Below are 22,359 nucleotides of genomic sequence, written 5' to 3'. Positions count from 1 at the left end.
ACAAATCGAACAGCATGAAGGGGTCTTAAAAACATGTTTCAAGACATCACGATTGAGGAATGGTCGGCGTATCGGGACCGGAAGGAGCTCGTCATGATTGATGTGAGATCTCCCTCGGAATATGCCGACGCGACGATACCCGGCAGCCTGAACATTCCTTTGTTCGACGACCAGGAACGCGCAGAAGTCGGTACGCTTTATAAGCAGGTCAGCGTACAGGCAGCAAAGGAAAGAGGTCTGGAAATCGTCTCTGCCAAACTGCCTGCTTTCATTAAGCAATTTGCTGAAATTCCCCAGAATAAATCGGTATTCTGCTGGCGGGGCGGGATGCGCAGTAAAACCACAGCGACGCTGCTGTCTCTGATGGGGATACATGCCTATCGGTTGACAGGCGGTTATCGCGCCTATCGGCAGTGGGTCGTAGAGCAATTAAATACGCTGCAGCTGGATCAGCAGGCTTTTGTTATTCATGGGAATACAGGCAGCGGAAAAACCGCTATATTGCGAAAATTAAAGGATAAAGGCTATCCGGTTCTTGATCTTGAGGGTTTAGCCGGCCACAGAGGCTCCATATTCGGGGAAATCGGATTAAAAGCCCATAATCAAAAAACATTTGATGCGCTGCTTATGGATGATTTGCGCGCATACAGCGAGCCTGCTTATATGCTGTTCGAAGCGGAGAGCAGACGCATTGGAAAAATTACCCTCCCGGATCTCATTATGGACAGGCGTGCAAGCGGGCACCACATTCAAATCGAGCTCCCGCTTGAAGCTCGTGTACGGCAAATTATCGAAGACTATAAGCCTTGGGATAATGCTGAGGCATGTATGAGGGCCTTCAAGCAAATAAAATCAAGAATCCATACACCCATCGCAGCGGAGATTGAATCCTGCCTGATGAATGAGCAGTATGCAGCGGCAGTGGAACTGCTTCTTGTTCATTACTATGATCCTATGTATTCCCATTCCTCGAGCACTCATGAAGAAGAAGTCACTTCTTACGTGAAGGCTGCATCGGTAGATGACGCTATGACCCAAATTGAAGAGATTATAAGCGAAGCAATGAGTGTTAAATTACAATTGAATGAAAAGTAAGAAGGTAGTGGGCAGCCTGGACTTAGCCTAGCCCGAATTCTTAAGAACGGGATAATCGGGCTGGGATTTTTCGGATTGAGGAGGGGGATAGGAATGACGGCAGTCGTGCAAAACGGGACCGGACAGAACCGCTATTATTTCGACTATAATGCAAGCACGCCTATCGATCAGGAAGTGCTGGATGAAATGCTCCCGTATTTACAGAACCATTACGGGAACCCTTCTTCTTCTCACTGGGCAACGCATACAATCAAAGATGCCGTCGATCTTGCCAGAAGCCGGGTAGCGGGCCTGCTCGGCTGCAAGCCGCAGGAGATCGTTTTTACGAGCGGCGGCAGCGAATCGAATAATTTTGCTGTCAAAGGGGCTTATTTTGCCAACCGCCACCGCGGGAATCATATTGTCACGACGAAAATCGAACATCCTTCGGTGCTGAGTCCGTGCAGCTTCCTGGAATCCATCGGGGCACGCGTCACCTATGTAGACGTGGATCAATACGGGCGCGTCCATCAGGACGATATCGCTGCCGCCATAACAGCAGACACGATTCTTGTTTCCGTGATGCATGCGAATAATGAAACGGGAACCATTCAACCCATTCATGAGATTGCCAAAATCACTCGCAGCAGGGGTATTCTGCTCCATTCGGATGCTGCACAATCTGCAGGGAAGATTGCTGTCAAAGCGGACGCACTTCAGGCTGATCTCATCACAATTGCAGGTCATAAGATGTATGCGCCAAAAGGAATCGGTGCGTTATTTGTAAAAGAAGGCACTGAACTCACACCTCATATCCATGGCGCGAATCACGAATCCGGCAGACGGGCCGGTACCGAGAATGTTCCTTATATTGTCGGCTTGGGCAAAGCGGCAGAGCTTGCTGCGGCACTTCACGATCAGATTCGAATCAAGGAATTGAATGACCTGCTCTGGAGGAAATTGTCAGATACATTTCATGATCAAATCGTTCTGAATGGACATCCGGAGGAACGGCTGCCCAATACGTTGAATGTCAGTTTTATCGGGAAAACAGGTCGAGAGCTATTAGATCGGGTACCGGAAATTGCCGCTACTACGGGTTCAGCCTGCCATACGGGAGATGCGGATATATCTCCTGTTCTAAAAGCTATGAACGTGTCTCCGGATATCGCGGCCGGCACGGTACGATTCTCGATTGGCCGCTATACGACCATCGATGAAATTGAGCATGTATCCGCATTAATCAAGGAACGCCTGTTGGAGAGAGAATAGGAGGAAATCATATGTACTTGCCGTCTTTTCAATTAGAGGGAAAAAAAGCAATCGTTACGGGAGCGGGCCGCGGCATCGGAAGAGCCCTGGCCGTCGGGCTGGCAGAGGCTGGAGCGGATGTGGCGCTGATGGCGCGTACGCCGGAGGATTTGAAGCGTACGGCGAAAATCATTGAATCGCTTGGTCGCCGGGCGCTGACGCTGCCGGTTGATTTGAAGGACCAGTCGGGTCTGAGGGAAGCCGTTAGGGAAGCGGAAGCCTGGGCAGGAAAAATCGATATTCTGATCAATAATGCCGGTATGAATATCCGTACCCCCGCGCTGGAAGTGACCGAGGATGAATGGGATACGATTATGCAAACGAATTTAAAATCGGCGTTTTTTCTCTCGCAGATGGTTGGGGAGCATATGAAGGCGGCCGGAGGCGGATCGATCGTCAATATTTCATCCGTCGCCGGCCATGTTGCGCTGCGCACGGGAGTCGTCTACGGCTCAACGAAGGCTGCCCTGATCCAAATGACCAAAATCCTCGCGCTGGAGTGGGGAAAATACGGCATTCGCATCAATGCCATCGGTCCCTGGTACTTTAAGACGCCGCTCACAGAAAAAATTCTGTCCGATGAAGTCTTCTTGCAGGACGTGCTGTCCCGTACGCCGATGAAGCGGATCGGCGAGCTGCCGGATTTGGTTGGCCCCGCCGTCTTTCTTGTTTCCGACGCAGCGGCCTACATGACAGGACAGACGCTTTACGTCGATGGAGGCATGACGATTTATGGCTTCTGACGCTTTAATCCGCTAAGGAAGGTTCGGAGGATATAGCGAAAGCTTTGATCACGGTCAAGGGCGAGACCGAAGCCTTTATTGATCTCCAGGGAAACAAATCCGTGAAAAATGCTTCGCAGTCCCCGAACCGCATGAAGCGCTTCATCCTCGGACAGCTCATACACCTCCATAACGCGAAGGATTAAATGGATGATCTCCTCGCCCAGTTGTACTGCATGAGCATCATTGCGCTCAGGTCCCCAAAAGGAGGCCTCATACAGGCCGGGATGCTTGCGGGCAAAAGCCAGATAAGCAAGTCCCATCGCCATCAATGCATCCTCGCCGGATACGCCGATAGCCGCGTCCGCAAGATATTCCTTCATTTGGCCGAGACTCCAGTGCGCCAGATCCCGGCGAAGGCCGGGCATGCCCTCCACGTGATTATAAAGCGAGGGGGTCTTTATTTTTAATTTTTGGGCGATAAGCGCCAATGTAATTTGTTCGAGACTCATTTCATCTGCAAGCTTTATTGCAGCTTGCAGCACAACCATTTTATTGATGCCAGGGCGGGCAGCCATCTGATCACCTCCATGCTTTCTCGGCTTGTTGTATCGCCTGATCCAGCTCTGAAGCAGGATTCACAATGACATTGCCATGGCCTACAGCCAGCAGAGATGGAGTTAATGCCCGCATTTTTCTTGCGCTGTCCAGGGCAGCCTGCTTGTTCCAGGTTGCCATGGCCGGGAAGGGGAATCGCCATTTTACTTTGCCGGAGACAGCGACGCCGCCACGGGTCTGCATGGAATCGCCGGCAATGAGCGCATTATTCCTCACATCAATGAAGGCCATATGTCCGGGGGTATGCCCGGGTGTCGCAATGGCTTGAAGCGACCCAATGCGGTCGCCTTCTTCGAGCAGGACATCGGGTTTCGTCCGGATGGATTTGGGAACACTTCCGCGAATCGGCGATTGTGGTTCTCCGGGCAGCAAGGATTTATTCCCGGCCAATAACTGGGCATCGCGTGCAGATATATACACCTTGGCTTCGGGCAAGGCTTGTTTCAAGCCATCGAGAGCGCCGACATGATCTCCGTGCCCATGCGTAAGGACAATCCGGGTGAGAGGCTTGCCGATCCCTGCCGCTGCTTCCAGAATGCCTTTGATGCTGAAAGGCATTCCGGCATCGACTAAAGTCAGCTCCGTTTCTTCCTCCACCAAATAACAATTAACAGGAAATGCACGGGGTAAAAATGTTAATTGATAAACCGTACCATACTTAAGGATCCGCATGAATCAACACTTCCTTTTCTTAAACTAATGATATTAGTATATTAACATTTATCGTTAGTTTGCGCAAAGTGTTTTTTGCCATGCGGTTGCCTGTTGGAGATACTGACAACCGATTGCGAAAACCTGCAGCTAACGGTTGCAGTATTACTGACAACCGATCTAAGAAAACCTGCAGCTAACGGTTGCAGTATTACTGACAACCGAGCTGCGAAAATCTGCAGCTAACGGTTGCAGATTTACTGACAACCGAGCTGCGAAAATCTGCAGCTAACGGTTGCAGTATTACTTGTTAACCTGGACATTTCGCAGTAAGCTTATACTGAAACGCTTTCATAATAGGAGGGAAAAATATGTACACATTTGGTTGGTGCAGTGGTATTGAGGAAGGGGAGAGACTTAAGCGGCTGGGCTTCGATTATATCGAATGCGCGCTTGTATCGCTTGATTTGGAAAATGAGGCTGCAGCGGCCGAGAAAATTCCCGTCTATGCGGACAGTCCGATTCCGGTCCGGGCATTCAATGTTTTTTTTCCAGGCGATATTAAAGTCGTAGGTCCGGAAGTGGACGTAAACCGCATTCAGCGTTATATCCATAAAGCCGCATCTGCCATGAACAGAGTCGGCGCGGAAATTGCCGTACTCGGCAGCGGACGCTCCCGTAATATCCCCGACGGCTGGGAGCGCCAGCAAGCGGAGGAGCAGTTTGTGCAATTGCTGGAGTGGATTGCCGCAGAATTTGCCGGAACCGGCGTCACGCTTGCTATTGAACCGCTGAATTCGAAGGAGTCCAACATTGTGGGCAGCGTATCCGAAGCGGTCATGTTCGCCAAACAGGTGAATCATCCCTCTATTCGGGTGTTGGCTGATTTTTATCATATGGATGAGGAGAATGAGCCTCTCGGTACGCTCATCGATAACAAGGATTGGCTCGCCCATATCCATCTGGCCGATACGGGGCGTCTCTCTCCGGGGACGGGTCAATATCCTTACGCCGAATTTGCAGCTTCCCTGCATGCTGCCGGATACAGCGGCATGATCTCGGCGGAATGCAAGGTCAATGATCCCGACACAGAGTTTGCAGCAAGCCTGGCTTTTATGAAACGGGTTTTCAGCAAGTAGATGAGATTCAAATGATTGGTTGCTCTGCAGCTCTAAATTGCAGGGCGCCAATCTTTTTAGCCGTATCCCTGCCTCCTCAGCATCGAACGCTCAGCAGACTCCCTCACTTTTTCTTCTCCTGTACATATGAACTCCCATTATATACCAAATATTTCGCGTTATTTTTTATTTAAAACTTATCGTCATGGATGTCACAAAAATTACTCCTGTATCGTTTTATCTGCAAACGCATTTAAGGAGTGATTAAGATGAAAGAATTGACATGCGTCGTCGTTGGCGGCGGACATGCGGGCATTCATGCGGTGAAGGAGATTCGCAAAGCATTCAGGGATGAATCAGGAAAACATCAGCTACGGCTCGTCCTGATCGACAAGAATCCCTATCATCTGCGCAAGGTACTGCTGTTCAGGCCAGCTGTGACGAATGAAGACATCAAGATCCCTTTTGCAAAAATGTTTCCCGAAGGGGTAGAAATTGTACAGGCTGCAGTTGTGAAGATCGAAGCGGGAGAGAAAAAGCTGCTGCTGCGCAATGCAACCGGAACAGAGCATGCAATGAACTATGACATGCTTGTCGTAGCTGCCGGCAGTATCGTCCGGCAGCCCGACCCCGAGCAAGGGGGGCTGCCGCTTGCGACAATGGACAGCGCGCTGAAAATCCGGGACGTTTGGCGTGCAAATTTGAAACTGGCTGCGACGGAAGCCAATCCGGGAGAGCGTGATCGATTGATGACCGTTGCCATCGCGGGAGCAGGTATAAGCGGTATGGAGACGGCCTCTGAGATGGCTTATTATGTTCGTAAAGATGCCGAGCAGCTCGGACTTGATCTTTATAAGGTGAAAATCAACTTATACAATACGAATAAAAGGCTTTTTCCGGAGGGCCCTGCCAAGGTTGGATTGAAATTGGAGCGTTTGCTCCTGGATAGTGGAGTAAGGGTCGTCCACGGGAGCCGGGTGCTCCGGGAAACTGGGGGGAAACTAACACTGGCCAGCGGTGAGACGCAGTCTGTCGGTTTATGCGTATGGACATTGGGGCTGCAGCCCAACCCAATGCTGAGTAAAATTGGCCTGCCGGTCACTGGGGAAGGGTATGTGATGATCGATTCAAGCTATCGGGTTCAAGGCATGCAAGGGGTATACAGCATCGGCGACTGTGCCAAAGCTGTAGATCCGCACACCGGGCGGGCAGACGGGATGACCTGCAAGGAAGCGATCGCCCAAGCGGCAAGGCTCGGCAAGATTTTGGCGGCTGATCTTGAAGGACTTTCCGCACCTGTGCATACCAGTTATATGGATGCGTTCTGCATTGGTTTGGGTCCTGGGAAAGGATTGACCTGGGCACAAAAATGGGGAATCGACTTTGTTATAACAGGCAAGCTGGGCTGGCGTATAAAAAAATATATCTGGGACGCGGCAAGCCTGCAGAAATAAAGGGCAATGAAATTGTCATCCCTTCTGTTCAGATCCCTTTTGAATCAAGCGAAAAGGGAAGCAGCCTCTATAAAGGAGAAATAGGAAAATGAAAGGAAACTCGTACTATTGGCGCAAGCTGCACTCGCTGCTTGGGGTCATTCCGCTCGGGGGCTTCATTCTTGTACACACATTGGCCAATTATCAAGCGTTTGAGCGCGGGCCTGAAGGATTCGCGGGCGCAGTGCATTTCATCAACAGCCTGCCGCTTTTGCCAGTGCTTGAGTTTATTGTGATCTATCTACCGATTTTGTTTCACGGCATTTATGGCTTGTACATGGCCTATCAGTCCAATCTGAATTCGGGGCAATATTCGTACGGACGAAATTGGGCTTTCACGGTGCAGCGTATTACCGGTGTAATTACGTTTATTTTCGTGTGCTGGCATTTTTATAATATCCGTTTTCAAGTTTACATGGGCAATATCACGCATGAGGAACTTGGTTCGACGATGCATCAAATCACCACGAATCCCGCGTTCTTTGTCATTTACGTTATCGGCGTATTGTCGGCGGTATTCCATTTCAGCAATGGTCTATGGGCTTTTCTGATCAGTTGGGGCATCACGATTACCCCGCGAGCGCAAAAAATCTCCTCTTTTATTTGTATGGCCGTATTCGTGCTTCTGTCGGCGTTGTTCATTCTTTCCCTCCTTGCCTTCACTGGCGATGAATTCAAAGAAGCGGCTGGTTTGGCATGATGCGGATAGGAAACCGTCTCCGGAACGGGGGTCCATCGGGTCTGAAAATTATTGCCATCCGATAAGTCGCCCTAAAGGCGGCTTTTTTTAAATATAAGCAGGTATAAAATTCCTCCTTACTTTGCTATATTTCGGAGGGAAGGAACTGGCCCAAGCCGCCTAAGGACGGCTTCAGCCGGTTTCGTGTTGGCTAAACTGACCTGCCCTTGCTTATCATGGGCCAATAAACGTAAACTAATTAAATAAGCAATCATTCCAAGGAGGAATCCATTATGACTATTACTGTACAGATGGTGCTGGATCGGCTCACGGGCCCTGTCGGATGTCTCGATCCGACCGTCGATACGCTGAAGAGCGGGCGCATGGATGCCGAGGTCCGGAAAGTGGCTGTTGTGTTCATGACCACTTATGCGATTATCAAGCAGGCCGTTGAATCAGGCGCAGATCTGATCATTACTCATGAACCGACCTATTACAATCATACGGATGAGGGTGCCTGGCTTAGCGGGAATGCGGTTTATGAGAGAAAACGTGCGCTTATCGAGGAATCTGGCGTCGCAATCTTCCGGCTGCATGATTATGTCCATTCCTACAAACCGGACGGCATTCTCACCGGAATGCTGAAGAAGCTGGAGTGGGAAGCATACTCGGATCCGGCAGAAATAAACCTGCTTACGCCTCCTTCGAGCGAGCGGCACACTGTCCGCAGCATCGCCTCGCATATGAAAAGCAGGCTTGGCATAGACAGCATGCTGATAGCCGGAGATCCCGACTTGCCGGTGAGGCGGTTTGGGCTGATGCCCGGAGCGCCCGGAGGCCGCCGGCATATTGAATTTCTTGGAAACCGTGATATCGATCTGCTGATCGTTGGCGAGACGAATGAATGGGAGACGAATGAATATGTAAGGGACGCTTCCGATATGGGACTTGCAAAAGCGCTGATCATTACCGGTCATCAGAAGAGCGAGGAGGCTGGCATGCTGACCGTTGTGGAGATGCTGCACGAGGCATTCCCCGAGCTTCAGATAGCCTTCATGGAGAGCACGCTTGCGGTTCAGCGCATTTGACGACAGCCCGAATCGTTCACCGGGCCAAAGGGAATACGTTCAAGGACGATGCCAGTTATGGTATCGTTTTTTTGACCTTATAGAATTTATAAGTTTCACGGCTATAAATTTCTATAAGGTTTGAGGGAAGAAACTAACTTTGCCGCCAAAGGACGGCGAAGCCGGTTCTTCTTAAATGTCCGAATAAAGATGTCTTATCCCTTTTTGATATTTTCGAGGAAGATGCTAACGAAGCCAACAAGGGACGCAGAAGCCGCTTTTTCTTAGCTTTCTTTATACCGGTCGGATGCACCGATCATGAATAATTTCCGGGCGCGGTGGGGTATAACAAAATATCAAGGAAAACAATGGAGTGCAGCAGCGTTGGAGCCGCTTACTTGAAATTCAGGAGATGAACCGATTATGTTAACGAAAGAGCAGGTTCCGCACGAGCATGGTCTTGATCACACGCTTGCGCTGATGCGGGAAGGGTATTTGTTCATTCCAAATCGGATGGAGAAATATAAGTCCGATATATTTGTAACGCATTTGCTCGGACAGAAGGTCATTTGCATGAGCGGAGAAGAAGCGGTGAAAGTGTTTTACGATCCGGAACGGTTTGTGCGCAAAGGCGCCTTGCCCAAGCGTCTGCAGGAATCGTTGTTTGGCGCGAATGGCGTCCAGACAATGGATGGCGAAGCGCACATCCACCGGAGGCTGCTTTTTTTATCACTCTTGACCCCGCCGCATCAGAAAAGGCTTGCCGAGCTTGCCATGGAGCAGTGGCAGACTGCCTCCAGCAAGTGGGAAAGCGCCGATAAAGTGGTGCTTTTTAAAGAAGCGAAGGAAATTCTATGCCGGACAGCTTGCATTTGGGCAGGTGTTCCGCTGCAGGAATCAGAAGTCAAAGAAAGGGCAAACGACTTCAGTGCGATGGTTGATGCTTTTGGAGCGGTCGGCCTGCGTCACTTGCGAGGAAGGCTGGCAAGAAACCGGACTGAGGATTGGATCAGATCGTTGATTGAAGATGTCCGGGAAGGCAAGCTGAAGGCTCAGGAGGATTCAGCACTCTATTCGATGTCTTTCTACAAGGCGCTTGATGGAAGTCAGCTGGACACCCAAATAGCTGCAGTAGAACTCATAAACGTATTGCGGCCGATTGTAGCGATAGCAACCTTTATCACATTTTCAGCTTTAGCGCTGTATAAGCATCCGGAATGGAAAGAAAAACTGCGCGCCGGCAGCGGGGACGATCTCGAAATGTTCACACAGGAAGTTCGTCGCTATTACCCGTTTGTCCCTATATTGGGGGCAAGGGTGCGTGAGGACTTTATATGGAAGCATTATGAATTCAAGAAGGGAACCCTTGCCATTCTTGATATCTACGGTATTAATCATGACGCCAGAATCTGGAGTAACCCGGAAGAATTCCGGCCGGAGAGATTTAAGGAATGGAAAGGCGGCTGGTTTGAATTTATCCCCCAGGGCGGAGGCGATCCTGACAAGGGGCATCGCTGCCCGGGCGAAGGCGTAACAGTCGAAATCATGAAGGCGAGCCTGGATTTCCTGGTTAACAAAATTGAATTTGAAGTTCCTGAACAGAAGCTAAGGTATAGTTTGAGACGGATGCCATCAATACCTGGAAGCGGCTTCGAGATGAGTCATATCAGACGAAAGTGAGGACTTCCATTTCTAGATGGTATAATTAATTAGATTAAAAATTAACTATATTAAATATTATGTATATTAATTAAAATCAATTTTTCTTCGGCATAAGTAAGGAAAACACCTGTTCCATGGTTAATGTGAGAGCGACGAGCCATCACAACCATTCGAAACAGGTGTTTTTTATTATAGGATGGGCGCGGCTGAACGAGGGCCGGGTTGTTGCTCCCTAATAACAGGTACTTCAACCTGTTTATCTAATTCCTCACCGCTGGGGAGATACCTGCCGGGGCCGCCGCCGCCGGGACCACCACCGGGGAATCCACCGCCGGGAAAGCCACCGCCCGGGAACCCGCCGCCGGGGAAGCCACCGCCCGGGAACCCGCCGCCGGGGAATCCACCGCCGGGAAAGCCACCGCCCGGGAAGCCACCGCCGGGAAAGCCACCGCCGGGAAAGCCACCGCCCGGGAATCCGCCGCCGGGAAAGCCGCCGCCGGGGAAGCCACCGCCGGGAAAGCCACCGCCGGGGAATCCGCCGCCGGGAAACCCGCCGCCGGGAAATCCGCCGCCGGGAAAGCCACCGCCCGGGAATCCGCCGCCGGGGAAGCCACCACCGGGGAATCCATGCCCCGGGAAGCCGCCACCGGGAAATCCGCCGCCGGGGAATCCGCCGCCGGGGAATCCGCCGCCGGGGAATCCATGCCCTGGGAAGCCGCCGCCGGGGAAGCCTCCCGGGAACCCGCCACCGAGAATGCCGCCCGGGAAGCCGCCGCCGAGAATGCCGCCAAGGATGCTGCGGTTCCACCAAAAGTTCGCAGGATGATCAAATGAATTAAAAGACATATCATTTCCTCCAGTAATCGAATTTTCTAATGGGATATCTTATGCTCAGCGAATGCCCAGCGACACTAGCCTATATAAATTGGGTTAATGCTTTTTTGAGTATATCTGACTTCCAGGCTTTTCCCGGCAGCATATGAATTTTTCATTACTTCTGTATCCTTGAAAAATCGAATATTAAATCATGTTTTCATTCGCTCCTCTTGCTTATTCAAGTAACTTGTATTAATTTAGCTGGAAGGCCAGTGGAATGAGTAAATGAACCAGTCCTTATTTAAAATTCATAAACAAGGAGAATACAATGTTAACGACAAAGCAATTGCAAGATATTGAACAACTGCAGCACGAATGTGAAACGCATGATCAGTTGCAGCTCAAACTTAATTGGGGAATGCTGAGAAATCGGGAAGGGGATCAGCTTGACTTTATTCATTATGAGAATGGCAAACTCGCGGCGTTTCTAGGCTTGTACCCTTTTGGTTCCACAGTTGAAGTATGCGGTATGGTAAAGCCTGGTGAACGACGGAAGGGATATCTCCAGCAATTGTTCCGGCAGGGAATGGAAACAGCCAGGCATAACGGATACAAAAAAATATTGTTGAATGCTCCTGCAGGGTCGGATACGGCAAAAGCCTTTTTAAAGAAACAAGGCGCTGTTTATGCGTTTTCCGAACATCAAATGGAGTGGCAGGAAAGGCCGCTGGATGCCGCTGAGGGGGTTGCTCTCAGGCATGCGGCAGCAGAGGATTTTGACATGCGTGTGCATTTATCGGTCACAGGGTTCGGAATTGACGAAGCAGATGCCCGAGCTATGGAAAGCAGGGTTGAGGGCGACGAAGAGACCGATATGTTTATGATTGAGGTGAACGATAAGACAGTAGGGAAAATTCGTGTGAGCCGGAAAGATGGGCAGGCGTGGATCTATGGATTTTCCATTTTGCCTGATCAGAGGGGCAAGGGGATAGGCAGAGCAGTGCTGCGCCGGGTCATACAGGATCAACGTTCAACCGGTCATTCGGTACATCTGGAGGTTGAAACGAAAAACAACCATGCTCTGGGATTATATGAATCTGTGGGATTCAAGGCGGTACATGCGCAAGATTATTATTCGTACCAACTTTAAGCCTTCTCCCGCTCCTACATGTGATAAAATACAAATGTAATTAGACAAAATCCCATTGGAAAGGTGTGTTTAAGCAATGAGCAACTATCAAATCGTCGACTCGCTTACCGAGGAGGTTCAAGCAAACCGGAAATCGGAACATGAGATCGCCCCTTTGTTCTTGAACCGCTGGTCTCCTCGTGCTTTTTCCGATCGACAAGTATCCGACGAGGATCTGAACACCCTGCTCGAAGCGGCACACTGGGCGCCGTCCTCCTACAATGACCAGCCATGGCGCTTCATTGTGGCGAAGACGGAGGAGCATCTGCGAGTGTTCCATGGCTTCCTTACCGATTTCAACAGAACTTGGGCGTCCAGTGCGCCTGTGCTTGTTGTCATTGCCTCCGATACGCTGCGTGAAAATGGCGATCCCAATGGACCTCATGCCTTCGACAGCGGAACCGCCTGGGGATATTTGGCGCTGCAGGCGACCCTGAAGGGATTGTCCACTCATGCGATTGGCGGTTTTGACCGTCAGGCGGCGCGGGAAGCATTACAGATCCCGGACAACTACGAGCTGCATGCCGTAATAGCCATTGGCTATCAGGGCGACAAAAACGAATTGCCGGAAGCGGTCCGGCTTAGGGAAGTTCCTAATGGCCGCAGGCCGCTGAGCGAAGTCGTTTTTGAAGGCAAAGCAGGATCCTGAAGCGGTAAGTCCCATCTGCAAAGCCCAACGCGAGGCTGATAAAGCCACATGAATGAGGATCAAACCGGTCTTTCATATGAAACAGGGCATCACTATGAAATTGATCGTGAATTAGATAAGACCAGAAACAGGACAGAGCAGGGCGATTGCCGCAGCTTTGTCCTGTTTTTGCTTTGCAGCTGGATGCGGTCAGATCCGTTTTCCCGTCGGCCAGCCCCTGAAAGCGGTAGCCTCTTAGGACAGCGCCAGCTTCTGAATCCAGGCCCCGGATCCGACGCAGGCTTCATCACCGTCACAATGTGCCCTTCTTCCTGAAGCCGCGCTTGATCATGGTGGTAACCGCCGCCAGAATAATGGGGATTGTAGCGCACATATTGATAGCAGGCACGATGAGATACCAGGTTATACTGGATTCCATTTGAGTCGAGTACGTGGTCAGTGACATAAATAGCAACAGCAGTACCAGGGGAAGGATGACGGACCTGCTGTCCTTCAGCTTCAGAAGATGAGCGATCCCCGAGCTGAGCGAGATTAAAGCGATTGTTGCTTTGATATAGGATCCTGCAATCAGCGTAATACCGGCAATCGCGTCGCTCCTTTCGACAAATCCGGAAATATGAGTCACGCGTGCCATCACGTACAAGGTGAAATTACGATGGCCTGCCCCGCTTCCAAACGTCATAGTAGCGCATAAGACGACCAGGATAAAGATCAACATGTTAAGGGCGTATACGGAAAACAGAAGTCTGCCAAGCGGTTCATTCCTGGCAGGACGCACAAAATAAAGCAGTATGGAAAATGTGAAAATCTCTGAATAGGGAAAACCGAAATTGATGATTGCGCCATGCAAAATAGGCGATATGCCGCCCGTGAACTGAGGAAGCAAATTAGCCGGATGGTAGTTCCCCATGCCAAAAAGCAAAATGAGGATGATTGTAGCCAGCATTACCAGGAGGAACAGATTGAATAACCGGGCAGTCACTTCGATTCCGGCCAGTGCCGTGAGAGCGGCAACAAGAAGAATGAGGACATGAAACTCATACAAAGGAGTTCCCAGCATCATGGTGGTAGTAAAGAAAGCGCCTACTCCTATGACAATATTGGCGGTCATTCGTACGATTGCAAGGAGCATCAGCACGGCAAAGACCGTACCGATCCATTTGCCGAAGATGTCCCCCAGATATTGGATGGAGGATTTGTCCGGATAGATCCGGTACAGATAAAGGACGCTGAGAAGTCCGGGAATGCCAGCTGTTCCGGAGATGACGACAGAGATCCAGGCACTATTGCTGGCAGCATGGATGACCGGATTTGGAATAAAGACGATGGAGGAGCCAAGGGTAAAGGCAAGCAGCAGCAAGGCCATTTGAGAAGGGCTCACAAAATCTTTATGATTCATGCTTTTCTGGCCCCCTCTATGGATCGGTTCTCTCGCATATTGATATTATTTGCCGGCAGGCGGATATTATGCAGATGCAGACAAATGTGGAGTTTGTTCACTTTGACATCCTCTATCAGAAGGATCATAATGGATTCTATTAATAGACTGCTCAGGTCCTATTTATTTTTTATGCTGCCATCATAGGGCGACTGAAAGGAAGGTAGTATTCTGTGTCTTTTTTCAATCCTGCGCGCCTTCTGCGCGTAAGACCGTTCATTTTTTTTACAATTATTCTGCTGTTAAAAAGCGCGATTGCCTATTTTTCGATTTTCGACGGGGGTCTTTCGTGGAAGATGCTGGTGACCGAGCTGCCCTTCTTCTGGCTCTTGTTCTGCGTGATCGAGATGTTCGCCGTCAAGCGCAAGCTCGGGCTGTATATGACGGCCAACCTGTTCGTGACAGCGATTATTTTCGCGGTTATTATGTATTACAAATATTATGGCGTTATCGTTACCTATCATGCCCTGGAGCAGGTTAATCAAGTCACGGCGGTGAAGAACAGCTCTTTCTCGCTTCTTGATCCTTATTATCTGCTTATCTTTCTGGATATTATCGTCCTTGGCTTCGTCTTGTTCCGCAAAAAGACAGCGCAAATATGGAAGCGGATTGCGACGCGCGGCGTGAACCGGAAGGCGGCTACGGTTCTGTTCGTGGTGTCTCTGGTTCTCTGCTTCTTCAGCATCTACCCAAACCGCGCCAGCATGAATGAAATCGTCAAAGCCGAGGACATGGGTATTCTGAATTATGAGGTGTACTCGCTGTTCGCCAAGAATAATGAAGAAATCATCGATCCGCAGGAGATTACGCAGGACGCCATCGACAGGCTCAAGAATGTGCAGGAGCCTGCTGTCCCGCAGTACTGGAACGCCGCTAAGGGTAAAAATCTTATTATTCTGCAGCTGGAATCGTTCCAGAACTTCCTGATCGATCTCAAGATCGACGGGCAGGAAATAACGCCGAATCTGAACAAGCTGGCCCATGACAACTTTTACTTTCCGCATTTCTTCCAGCAGGTGGGGGAGGGCAACACGTCAGACGCCGAGTTCGTCGTGAACACTTCCTTCTACATCCCGCCGCAGGGGCCGGCTACGATGATGTACGCGAACAAGGAGCTGCCGAGCCTGCCGAAGCTTATGGCCTCGCAGGGCTACCAGACGGCGACCTTCCATACGGATGTCATCGAATTCTGGAACCGCAACAACCTGTACAAGGCGCTTGGCTTCGAGCATTATTACGACCAGAGCTTTTTCGGAACTGACGATACCATTTTCTTTGGCTCATCGGACGAGGTGCTGTACTCGAAGACGGCCGAGGAGCTGGAGCGGATGAACGACAGCGGCAAGCCATTTTACTCGCAGGTCATCTCGATGACGGCGCATCATCCTTTTACCATTCCGGAACGGAAATACAAAATGACGCTGCCCGAACGATATGAGGGCACACTCGTCGGCGATTATATCCGCGCGCAAAATTATGCCGACTACGCGGTGGGCCTGTTCATTGACGATTTGAAAAAACGCGGCGTCTGGGACAACAGCGTTCTCGTCGTGTACGGCGATCATATGGGCCTTCCCATGTACTCGCTCCATCATGACGACATGGATCTGATGGAGGAAATTTACGGCCATGAGTACAGCTATGCCGATATGATGAACATTCCGCTTATTATCGCCTCTCCTGGCGTCACAAAGCCGGAGATATTCAATCAGACAGGGGCGCAATCGGATATTCTGCCGACGGTAGCAAATCTGACCGGCGCGCCGCTGCAGAATCATATTCATTTTGGGCAGGATCTGCTGAACCAGACTACCAATCTGCTGCCTCAGCGCTATTACCTGCCCTCCGGCTCGCTGATCAACGACCAGTCGATCTTCCTGCCGGGCGAAGGGTTCGAGGATGGCTCCAATTATCCGGTTCCCGGGCTCGGAGATCCCGCCTCCAAAGCTACCCGGGATCAATTTGACCGGGCGCTCAAGCTGCTGAATATGTCCGACAGCTACGTCATCCAGCTGCCTGACCGGAAGCAGTAGACGGCCTATGGACCATAAATCCGCTGCGTGACCAGCGGAACAGGATCGTTTCAGTATTGAACGGCTTGAACAAACAAGAAACAGGACGAAGCAGGGCACTGGCGCCGCTTCGTCCTGTTTTTGTTTATTGCGGTGCAGGTACTTATTCTCCCAAATAATTCGTGCCGGCATTCTTCATTTTGATCTTCACGTTTACCGATGTCAGGGAATCCTTGTTCCATGTGAAATGGTTGCTCTGGAACCATTCCTTCCATTGCTTCGGATGTTTTCGGTGAAAAATCTCCTCCACGTTAAACAAATCCACATCTTTAGCGATTGTCGACTTGTATGTCTCCAAAATATCTGCTTTGATTTGCTGCTCAGCGAGTGGTTTGAATTCGCCTTCACTGTCTCTGCTTAACGTTTCGACTACTGTCGCCGAAAATATTAGATGCAGACTGAAGACCGGGTTCTTATCCAGGTTGGCAAATTGGATTTTTACTTCCGGTCGCTCCATCTGAAGGATAGCGACATTCCGTTCGCCCTTCTTTAGCAGCAGGGGATCGAAGACTGCTTTTGTGTTCAACCAGCGCATGCCGGTTACCGTCGCACCGTCAAAAGAACCTCTATATTTTTCTCCGCGCAGCATCATGACGCCGTCAATTACGGGGGTAGATTGATCCTTGCCGGACTCCGATTTGGACCAGGTTCCTTCCTTGATAGCAACAACCGGTATGGCAAAGGTGGCGTAATTTTTATTCGCATTCAACAGGAAGTCCTGCAGGTTCACAGGCTTGAAATAGGAATACTGCTTCAAAACCTGTCCAGGTCTCATGAGCAAGGAATTGATCAGGGTTGTATTGGAATTTGTGGAAATAGAAAACAATTCCTCCAGATTGCTTTGTGTACCGTAAAGCTGGGAAGTATAACGTAAATCTCTTTGGCCGGTTACTCCCTTAGTCAGAGGCATTATTCCAATTTCCAAGGCAGCTGGCGTGAAAACCATCATTTTGATGTGGCTCCAGAGAATAGGCTGCTGTGATAGTTTAATCATATTATAAAAAGCCATGTTGAGGGTCGGACCCGCTGCTTTTCCAATCCATGTGGTGTTTTTGGGTTGGCTTGAACTGCCGCTTTCCGATTTTGAAATCCCGGCAAGATCCATGAACTGAAAGTAAACGGTATATTCCTTATCCTTGTAATCAATTCCGAGAGCCGAGATATACATGTAATTTTGAACGATTTTCGAATCCCAGCAGCCTGTCGATAACACCAGTACAAGGATGCAAACAGCCATTTTACATTTCCACTTCAAGTCTCGCCGCCTCCTTCAGGTACATAGGCTTGCACATCCTGCGGCTTCCTCTTCCTGCTCCATGGTTTCTTAAGGAGCCCTGGGAGGATATCCCGGGATTTTAAAGGAGAGACAGGGGAAAGAATCGGCATACCGTATGATTTGCACCAGGATGCATAAATGATGATTAAATAAAACCCCAGATAAAATCCCACCATTCCAAATAGCGATGAAAGAATCATCAGCAGTATCCGGAGAATGGCAACGAAACCGGCCAATGTTTGGTTAACCAACGTATACGCAGCGATCGTGGTTGTCGCGATCACGACGATCATGGTCGGAGAAGTTAATCCTGAGCGAACCGCCGCATCCCCTACGATAAGACCGCCCACCACCGTCACAGTACCGCCTACAGCCTTTGGCAGCCGAACACCGGCTTCTCTGAACAGTTGAAACATGCCAACCATCAGAAAAGCTTCGAACGGCGTGGAAAACGGGATTCCGATCCGGGAAATGGCTATGGTGGCCAGAAAGGAGAGTGGGATTTGTTCGATGTTATAGTCCGTTAATGCAATAAACAAGCTTGGCAAAAACAACGAAACTACCAGTCCGCTGTAGCGGATAATGCGCTGAAATGCGGCGAAATAGAACGATACAGTTTCATCCTCTGGCGACTTTAACAAGGTTGCTATATTGATTGGGGCTATAATGGCCATAGGCGACCCATCCATCAATACGACAAATCTTCCGTTTAACAAACTGTCAGCCGCAAAATCGGGTCTGCCGATATAATTGACCAGCGGGATTAAATGATAAGGAGACTCTGACAGCGCTTCTTCCAGTTGGTTGCAGCCAATCAGACCTTCGGTATGTATCGAAAGCAGCCTTCGCTGCGCCTCTGCAATGATCTCAGGTGATACCAAATCATGAAAATACAAAAGTCCTACTTCCGTTTTGCTTCTCGTACCGATGACATAGCGTTTATAGGCCAGCTTGGGGGAGCGCAGCCGTTTGCGGATCAAAGCGACATTTGTGCCGAGCTGCTCCGTAAATCCGTCCCGGGGGCCCTTGACCGAAGATTCCGTATTCGATTCCTCGGTTGATCTTTCCGGGCGCATAGCGATATCAACGGATAGAGCAAAAGGATCGGAGTCAGGGAATACGATCACAAAATGGCCTGCAAAGATATCTTCCGCTATCCGGGTGAAGGAGATTGTGTCATCCAGTATCTCCGCATTCATCCATACCGGGATTTTTTCTTCCCGATTTTCAGACAATGTGTGCAGCAGCGGCAGAACCACCTCATTGATCTGTTTATCGTCGATCAACCCGTCGCAGTACATAATGAACGGGCCCCCAGCGGGATGGTCTGTTATCGCAGCTTTTTTAACAGTAACGTCCTCACATTGAGCAAAAAAAGAACGGGCTGCTTCTTCTGTGATTTGAATTTTATTCGGCACTTGGTTTCACCCTCATTCTCCGGAAGCTTAAAAGAAAGAATACCAATGCAGCAGCGCCGAATCCCAAGCCCATTGCAAGATCATGCCAACGAACGGAAAGCTGAATAAAATTCAAATCATCGGTAGACATCACGCATACACATGTGATGGCCAGCCAGATGACTACCATTCCTCCAATAGAAGGACTCATTGTTTTTCTAGGCATCAGCGAACAGACGGCAAATAACAAAAGAGATTGTCTGATGAGACTGACTGAAAAAAAATAAATGATGGAGAATGAATCGATATGCGAGAAATTCATTCCCAAGGTTGCCAGTCTCCATTGCTCGAAAATGGGGGTACGCTGCTGAATCGACTCAATAATCCCAAATGCGCTGAGAGAAATTACGATTGGAACAACAAGCGTAATGACATGGACAATAAGAAGAACATAAACGGTTTTAAAATTGATTTTGGATTTGGTATTCACGAAGGGAGTAAGGACGATCAGGATAAACCAATCTGACATGCTTACTAATGAGGAATATATTGATCCTCTTACCGGTGTCCATCCCCCCTCCAGGAGTGGAACCAATTCATCAAAATGAAGGAATTTGAATATTCCGAAGAGCAGAACCACAAAGAGGATGACCACGATCGGGAGCAACACGCCCGTAGCAATGGCTAAAGTACGCAGCCCAAGCAAACTGCCCAGCAATACCGGAACACTTAGGATGAGTACAACAATGAAATTTGGTGTAATGGGCAAAAACCAGATGTTAACCCAATGTACCAGATCTGTCATGTTGACATACAAATTTAGCAGCAGAATGATCATCAGAACCGCTGTAACCAGCATGGCTATGAATGAGCCCGCACGTTGTTTCAGCCAATCTTGAATCGTGTTCGAGGACATGCGATGGCTTATCCAGGCCAGTACGAAAGCCCAAATCAAGGCGGGTATTGACGACAGGAGTACGCCAATCCAGGCATCCCGCTGTCCATGGATCATTGTCATCATTTTGAAAACACCGAAGTTGTTGAAGCAAATGATTAATACCAGCAGAGACACCAGCTGCTTTTGTGAAATCATGGTTTAATTGTTCCCCCGATCATTGTGATCGTCTGGACGTCATTGGTATTATTTGCCGCCGCATGAAATTTATGCAGAAACAAAACGAGGTTAACCGGATGATGCCGGCTAACCTCGTTATTCGTACGCTCCCTATCGGGGAATGCCAACCTGTTTACCCATTACTCATGCGGGCTGATCCCGCCTTCCTTATGGATCACTATCGTCTCCTCGATTGCTTTGTTCATGGCCTCGTCAGCCATCCTCAGCGCAGTCTGATTGTCCTTGGATTCCGTTGAAATGAGCTTCCAAACCATATCCGTATTGGCATAGATATAGGTCAGGTTCGGCTTGCGGGCAGGCGGCATAGCACCGCCCAAATAGAAAATCGATTGAAGATGCTTGCCTTCCCAACCGGGCACGTCCTTTCCGTATGCCTCCTGAACAGCCGGATCGGCAAGCGGCGAGATGACACCCTGCCTGGACAATTCGGTTTGATACTCCGGCGACAGCAGGTATTGGATGACCTGGAACGCCAGATCCTTGTCGGCGGACTGATTCGTAATAAACATGCCGTTCGTATCGGGCTGGAATTTGGACTTCGGCGCATCGGGAAATACGGGAACCGATGAGATGTCAAAGTTCAAATCCTTGTTCTCGTCGAGCAATTTATTGACGTTCTCCAGTGAATCTACAATCATCGCAATTTTCCCCGTAACGAATTCATTCGTTTTCACCAGCTGATTGCCGGGAATTTCGTAGAACGCCCTGATATTGCTTAAAATCCTCAACCAATTGTCCGAGACCATGGAAGATTTGTCTTCATTGGGATTAAGCGCGGGCTCTGAGAGCTGATTGAATCTCATATAGTGGGCGGGGTTCATCTGAAAGCCTTTATAGGTGATATCACCGACCTGACGGGTAAGCTTTTTGGTCATTTCATAGGCTTCATCCCATGTCATCCCGTCCTTGGGGTAGTCCAGGCCGAACTGGTCGAAAATATCCTTGTTATATACGAGCACCCAGTCGTTTGAATTGAACGGAAGCGAGTACAATTTGCCGTCCGATGTATTGACGGAATGCTGAAAATCCGCCGGGTTCAATGTGCCGGTGTCGAAGTTGTATTTTTTGACCAGATCGGTCATATCGTATTCCATCTTAAATCTGCGGATTTGCCTGTACGTATTGCGGCCGACCTCATCGAATACAATGTCGGGTATCGTGCCCTTGGCGATCAAATCCTCATACCTCGTACCATCGTTCCAGGCAATATGCTTGAACGTAACATCGGGGAATTTGGCTTTGATATATTGGCCGACCTGTTTCTCGTATATGTCCTCGTTGACATAGAATGCAGGCCATGCCGTAAAGATAGTCAGCTCATTAGCGGATGTTTCCGCCGTTTCTTGAGATACCTCGTTTACGATGTTTGCTTTGTTTACTTCCGCGCCGTTTTCTTCGGTACAAGCCGCCGCCCCCATTATCGTCATAACCGTCAAGAGCGCGATACTGATAATTTTTTTCATGATCCGTTCAGACCTCCAAAATGTTTGTATGCATCGGGAAGATTCCTCATCGGGCAACCGCCAGCGGAGTCATAGATTGATAGACGGAATATGTCAGCGCTTACAAAAATAAAGCTTCATCACGATCACCCCCTGACATGAATTCATGTTCAACCAGCTGCGCGATATCCTGAAAAGGCGAAGGACGGCAGTGGAAGTCTATTAAACATATCTACAATGGAAATTGCCGGCAATGGGGTATTTGTTCAAATTATAGGCGTATCCCATCATGTATCCGTTCCTCCCGCCAGCCGGCAAAATGAGAGAATGCCAGCAGCGGCGGGAGAGTGAAAAAGCCTATAATAACGATGGAGTCAGCCTATAATGCCGCGGAACGGGACATATACAATTTATCCTATATTCATTACAATGCAAGATTCTGCAGCAGCGCGGAATTCAAGAGGCCTGCAGTACCTGAGGGGGGATTCTTAAAAATAGGTTTTTGTAAGCGCTTATCTGAAGATATTTTGCCTGAGAGGATGTAGAAATC

19 protein-coding genes are annotated in these 22,359 nt (G+C 49.5%); 12 read left to right on the top strand and 7 right to left on the bottom strand.

All coding sequences use genetic code 11. The features are described 5' to 3' along the window. Window positions 1–33: 33 nt before the first annotated feature. The 3 genes from mnmH (at window position 34) to AC0YOA_RS00880 (ending at window position 3,128) form a co-directional block, all read left to right on the top strand. The gene (gene mnmH / locus AC0YOA_RS00890; RefSeq protein WP_475785000.1) at window positions 34–1,095 is read left to right on the top strand and encodes a tRNA 2-selenouridine(34) synthase MnmH; all 1,062 of its coding nucleotides are present in this window, start codon (window positions 34–36) and stop codon (window positions 1,093–1,095) included. Between the two features lie 93 nt (window positions 1,096–1,188). Next, window positions 1,189–2,346, top strand: a complete 1,158-nt coding sequence (locus AC0YOA_RS00885) for a cysteine desulfurase family protein (protein WP_475784999.1) — start codon at window positions 1,189–1,191, stop codon at window positions 2,344–2,346. A gap of 11 nt (window positions 2,347–2,357) precedes the next feature. After that, window positions 2,358–3,128 carry an SDR family NAD(P)-dependent oxidoreductase gene (locus AC0YOA_RS00880; protein ID WP_475784998.1) on the top strand — a complete coding sequence of 257 codons (771 nt, stop codon included), beginning with the start codon at window positions 2,358–2,360 and terminating at the stop codon, window positions 3,126–3,128. On the opposite strand, the gene AC0YOA_RS00875 is transcribed toward AC0YOA_RS00880, so the two are convergent. Next, entirely contained in the window at window positions 3,116–3,685 is a 570-nt protein-coding gene (locus tag AC0YOA_RS00875) for a TetR/AcrR family transcriptional regulator (RefSeq protein WP_475784997.1), read from the bottom strand. The genes AC0YOA_RS00880 and AC0YOA_RS00875 overlap by 13 nt on opposite strands. Before the next feature lie 4 nt (window positions 3,686–3,689). Then, a complete protein-coding gene (locus AC0YOA_RS00870; protein WP_475784996.1) occupies window positions 3,690–4,397 on the bottom strand; it encodes an MBL fold metallo-hydrolase in 708 nt (235 codons plus the stop codon). Window positions 4,398–4,747: 350 nt separating this feature from the next. On the opposite strand from AC0YOA_RS00870, the gene AC0YOA_RS00865 reads away from it, so the two are divergent. From AC0YOA_RS00865 to AC0YOA_RS00830, 8 genes are all read left to right on the top strand, one after another. Then, window positions 4,748–5,515, top strand: a complete 768-nt coding sequence (locus tag AC0YOA_RS00865) for a sugar phosphate isomerase/epimerase family protein (RefSeq protein WP_475784995.1) — start codon at window positions 4,748–4,750, stop codon at window positions 5,513–5,515. Window positions 5,516–5,763: 248 nt separating this feature from the next. Further along, complete coding sequence (locus AC0YOA_RS00860) at window positions 5,764–6,948, top strand: NAD(P)/FAD-dependent oxidoreductase (protein WP_475784994.1); 1,185 nt, start codon at window positions 5,764–5,766, stop codon at window positions 6,946–6,948. A gap of 88 nt (window positions 6,949–7,036) precedes the next feature. Further along, window positions 7,037–7,687, top strand: a complete 651-nt coding sequence (locus AC0YOA_RS00855; RefSeq protein WP_475784993.1) for a succinate dehydrogenase cytochrome b558 subunit — start codon at window positions 7,037–7,039, stop codon at window positions 7,685–7,687. A 272-nt stretch (window positions 7,688–7,959) separates the two neighbouring features. Then, entirely contained in the window at window positions 7,960–8,754 is a 795-nt protein-coding gene (locus tag AC0YOA_RS00850) for a Nif3-like dinuclear metal center hexameric protein (RefSeq protein ID WP_475784992.1), read from the top strand. A 402-nt stretch (window positions 8,755–9,156) separates the two neighbouring features. Next, entirely contained in the window at window positions 9,157–10,413 is a 1,257-nt protein-coding gene (locus AC0YOA_RS00845) for a cytochrome P450 (protein WP_475784991.1), read from the top strand. A 609-nt stretch (window positions 10,414–11,022) separates the two neighbouring features. After that, a complete protein-coding gene (locus tag AC0YOA_RS00840) occupies window positions 11,023–11,229 on the top strand; it encodes a hypothetical protein (RefSeq protein ID WP_475784990.1) in 207 nt (68 codons plus the stop codon). Window positions 11,230–11,539: 310 nt separating this feature from the next. Then, window positions 11,540–12,361, top strand: a complete 822-nt coding sequence (locus AC0YOA_RS00835; protein ID WP_475784989.1) for a GNAT family N-acetyltransferase — start codon at window positions 11,540–11,542, stop codon at window positions 12,359–12,361. A 76-nt stretch (window positions 12,362–12,437) separates the two neighbouring features. Then, the gene (locus AC0YOA_RS00830) at window positions 12,438–13,049 is read left to right on the top strand and encodes a nitroreductase family protein (protein ID WP_475784988.1); all 612 of its coding nucleotides are present in this window, start codon (window positions 12,438–12,440) and stop codon (window positions 13,047–13,049) included. 292 nt (window positions 13,050–13,341) lie between these two features. On the opposite strand, the gene AC0YOA_RS00825 is transcribed toward AC0YOA_RS00830, so the two are convergent. After that, window positions 13,342–14,448, bottom strand: a complete 1,107-nt coding sequence (locus AC0YOA_RS00825) for a GerAB/ArcD/ProY family transporter (protein WP_475784987.1) — start codon at window positions 14,446–14,448, stop codon at window positions 13,342–13,344. A gap of 212 nt (window positions 14,449–14,660) precedes the next feature. On the opposite strand from AC0YOA_RS00825, the gene AC0YOA_RS00820 reads away from it, so the two are divergent. Further along, window positions 14,661–16,520 carry an LTA synthase family protein gene (locus tag AC0YOA_RS00820; RefSeq protein ID WP_475784986.1) on the top strand — a complete coding sequence of 620 codons (1,860 nt, stop codon included), beginning with the start codon at window positions 14,661–14,663 and terminating at the stop codon, window positions 16,518–16,520. Window positions 16,521–16,662: 142 nt separating this feature from the next. Here the strand turns inward: AC0YOA_RS00820 and AC0YOA_RS00815 are convergent, their stop codons facing one another. The 4 genes from AC0YOA_RS00815 to AC0YOA_RS00800 all read right to left on the bottom strand — a co-directional run bounded on the left by AC0YOA_RS00815 (window position 16,663) and on the right by AC0YOA_RS00800 (window position 21,830). Then, window positions 16,663–17,814, bottom strand: a complete 1,152-nt coding sequence (locus AC0YOA_RS00815) for a Ger(x)C family spore germination protein (RefSeq protein WP_475784985.1) — start codon at window positions 17,812–17,814, stop codon at window positions 16,663–16,665. After that, window positions 17,811–19,253 (bottom strand): spore germination protein, encoded by a 1,443-nt coding sequence (locus AC0YOA_RS00810; RefSeq protein WP_475784984.1) that lies wholly within the window; start codon window positions 19,251–19,253, stop codon window positions 17,811–17,813. Before AC0YOA_RS00810 ends, AC0YOA_RS00815 begins: the two co-directional genes overlap by 4 nt. After that, entirely contained in the window at window positions 19,243–20,325 is a 1,083-nt protein-coding gene (locus tag AC0YOA_RS00805) for a GerAB/ArcD/ProY family transporter (protein WP_475784983.1), read from the bottom strand. The genes AC0YOA_RS00810 and AC0YOA_RS00805 overlap by 11 nt, the downstream gene beginning before the upstream one ends. Before the next feature lie 161 nt (window positions 20,326–20,486). Then, window positions 20,487–21,830 (bottom strand): ABC transporter substrate-binding protein, encoded by a 1,344-nt coding sequence (locus AC0YOA_RS00800; RefSeq protein WP_475784982.1) that lies wholly within the window; start codon window positions 21,828–21,830, stop codon window positions 20,487–20,489. Between the last annotated feature and the right edge of the window lie 529 nt (window positions 21,831–22,359).

Source organism: Paenibacillus sp. JT22N12 (assembly GCF_056269365.1).
This window is presented reverse-complemented; position numbering and strand designations above follow the sequence as displayed.

Excerpts from the sequence above, each read along its gene's own strand:
- mnmH (WP_475785000.1), top strand. The coding sequence starts at position 34 with ATGTTTCAAGACATCACGATTGAGGAATGGTCGGCGTATCGGGACCGG.
- AC0YOA_RS00885 (WP_475784999.1), top strand. The coding sequence starts at position 1,189 with ATGACGGCAGTCGTGCAAAACGGGACCGGACAGAACCGCTATTATTTC.
- AC0YOA_RS00880 (WP_475784998.1), top strand. The coding sequence starts at position 2,358 with ATGTACTTGCCGTCTTTTCAATTAGAGGGAAAAAAAGCAATCGTTACG.
- AC0YOA_RS00875 (WP_475784997.1), bottom strand. The coding sequence starts at position 3,685 with ATGGCTGCCCGCCCTGGCATCAATAAAATGGTTGTGCTGCAAGCTGCA.
- AC0YOA_RS00870 (WP_475784996.1), bottom strand. The coding sequence starts at position 4,397 with ATGCGGATCCTTAAGTATGGTACGGTTTATCAATTAACATTTTTACCC.
- AC0YOA_RS00865 (WP_475784995.1), top strand. The coding sequence starts at position 4,748 with ATGTACACATTTGGTTGGTGCAGTGGTATTGAGGAAGGGGAGAGACTT.
- AC0YOA_RS00860 (WP_475784994.1), top strand. The coding sequence starts at position 5,764 with ATGAAAGAATTGACATGCGTCGTCGTTGGCGGCGGACATGCGGGCATT.
- AC0YOA_RS00855 (WP_475784993.1), top strand. The coding sequence starts at position 7,037 with ATGAAAGGAAACTCGTACTATTGGCGCAAGCTGCACTCGCTGCTTGGG.
- AC0YOA_RS00850 (WP_475784992.1), top strand. The coding sequence starts at position 7,960 with ATGACTATTACTGTACAGATGGTGCTGGATCGGCTCACGGGCCCTGTC.
- AC0YOA_RS00845 (WP_475784991.1), top strand. The coding sequence starts at position 9,157 with ATGTTAACGAAAGAGCAGGTTCCGCACGAGCATGGTCTTGATCACACG.
- AC0YOA_RS00840 (WP_475784990.1), top strand. The coding sequence starts at position 11,023 with ATGCCCCGGGAAGCCGCCACCGGGAAATCCGCCGCCGGGGAATCCGCC.
- AC0YOA_RS00835 (WP_475784989.1), top strand. The coding sequence starts at position 11,540 with ATGTTAACGACAAAGCAATTGCAAGATATTGAACAACTGCAGCACGAA.
- AC0YOA_RS00830 (WP_475784988.1), top strand. The coding sequence starts at position 12,438 with ATGAGCAACTATCAAATCGTCGACTCGCTTACCGAGGAGGTTCAAGCA.
- AC0YOA_RS00825 (WP_475784987.1), bottom strand. The coding sequence starts at position 14,448 with ATGAATCATAAAGATTTTGTGAGCCCTTCTCAAATGGCCTTGCTGCTG.
- AC0YOA_RS00805 (WP_475784983.1), bottom strand. The coding sequence starts at position 20,325 with ATGATTTCACAAAAGCAGCTGGTGTCTCTGCTGGTATTAATCATTTGC.
- AC0YOA_RS00800 (WP_475784982.1), bottom strand. The coding sequence starts at position 21,830 with ATGAAAAAAATTATCAGTATCGCGCTCTTGACGGTTATGACGATAATG.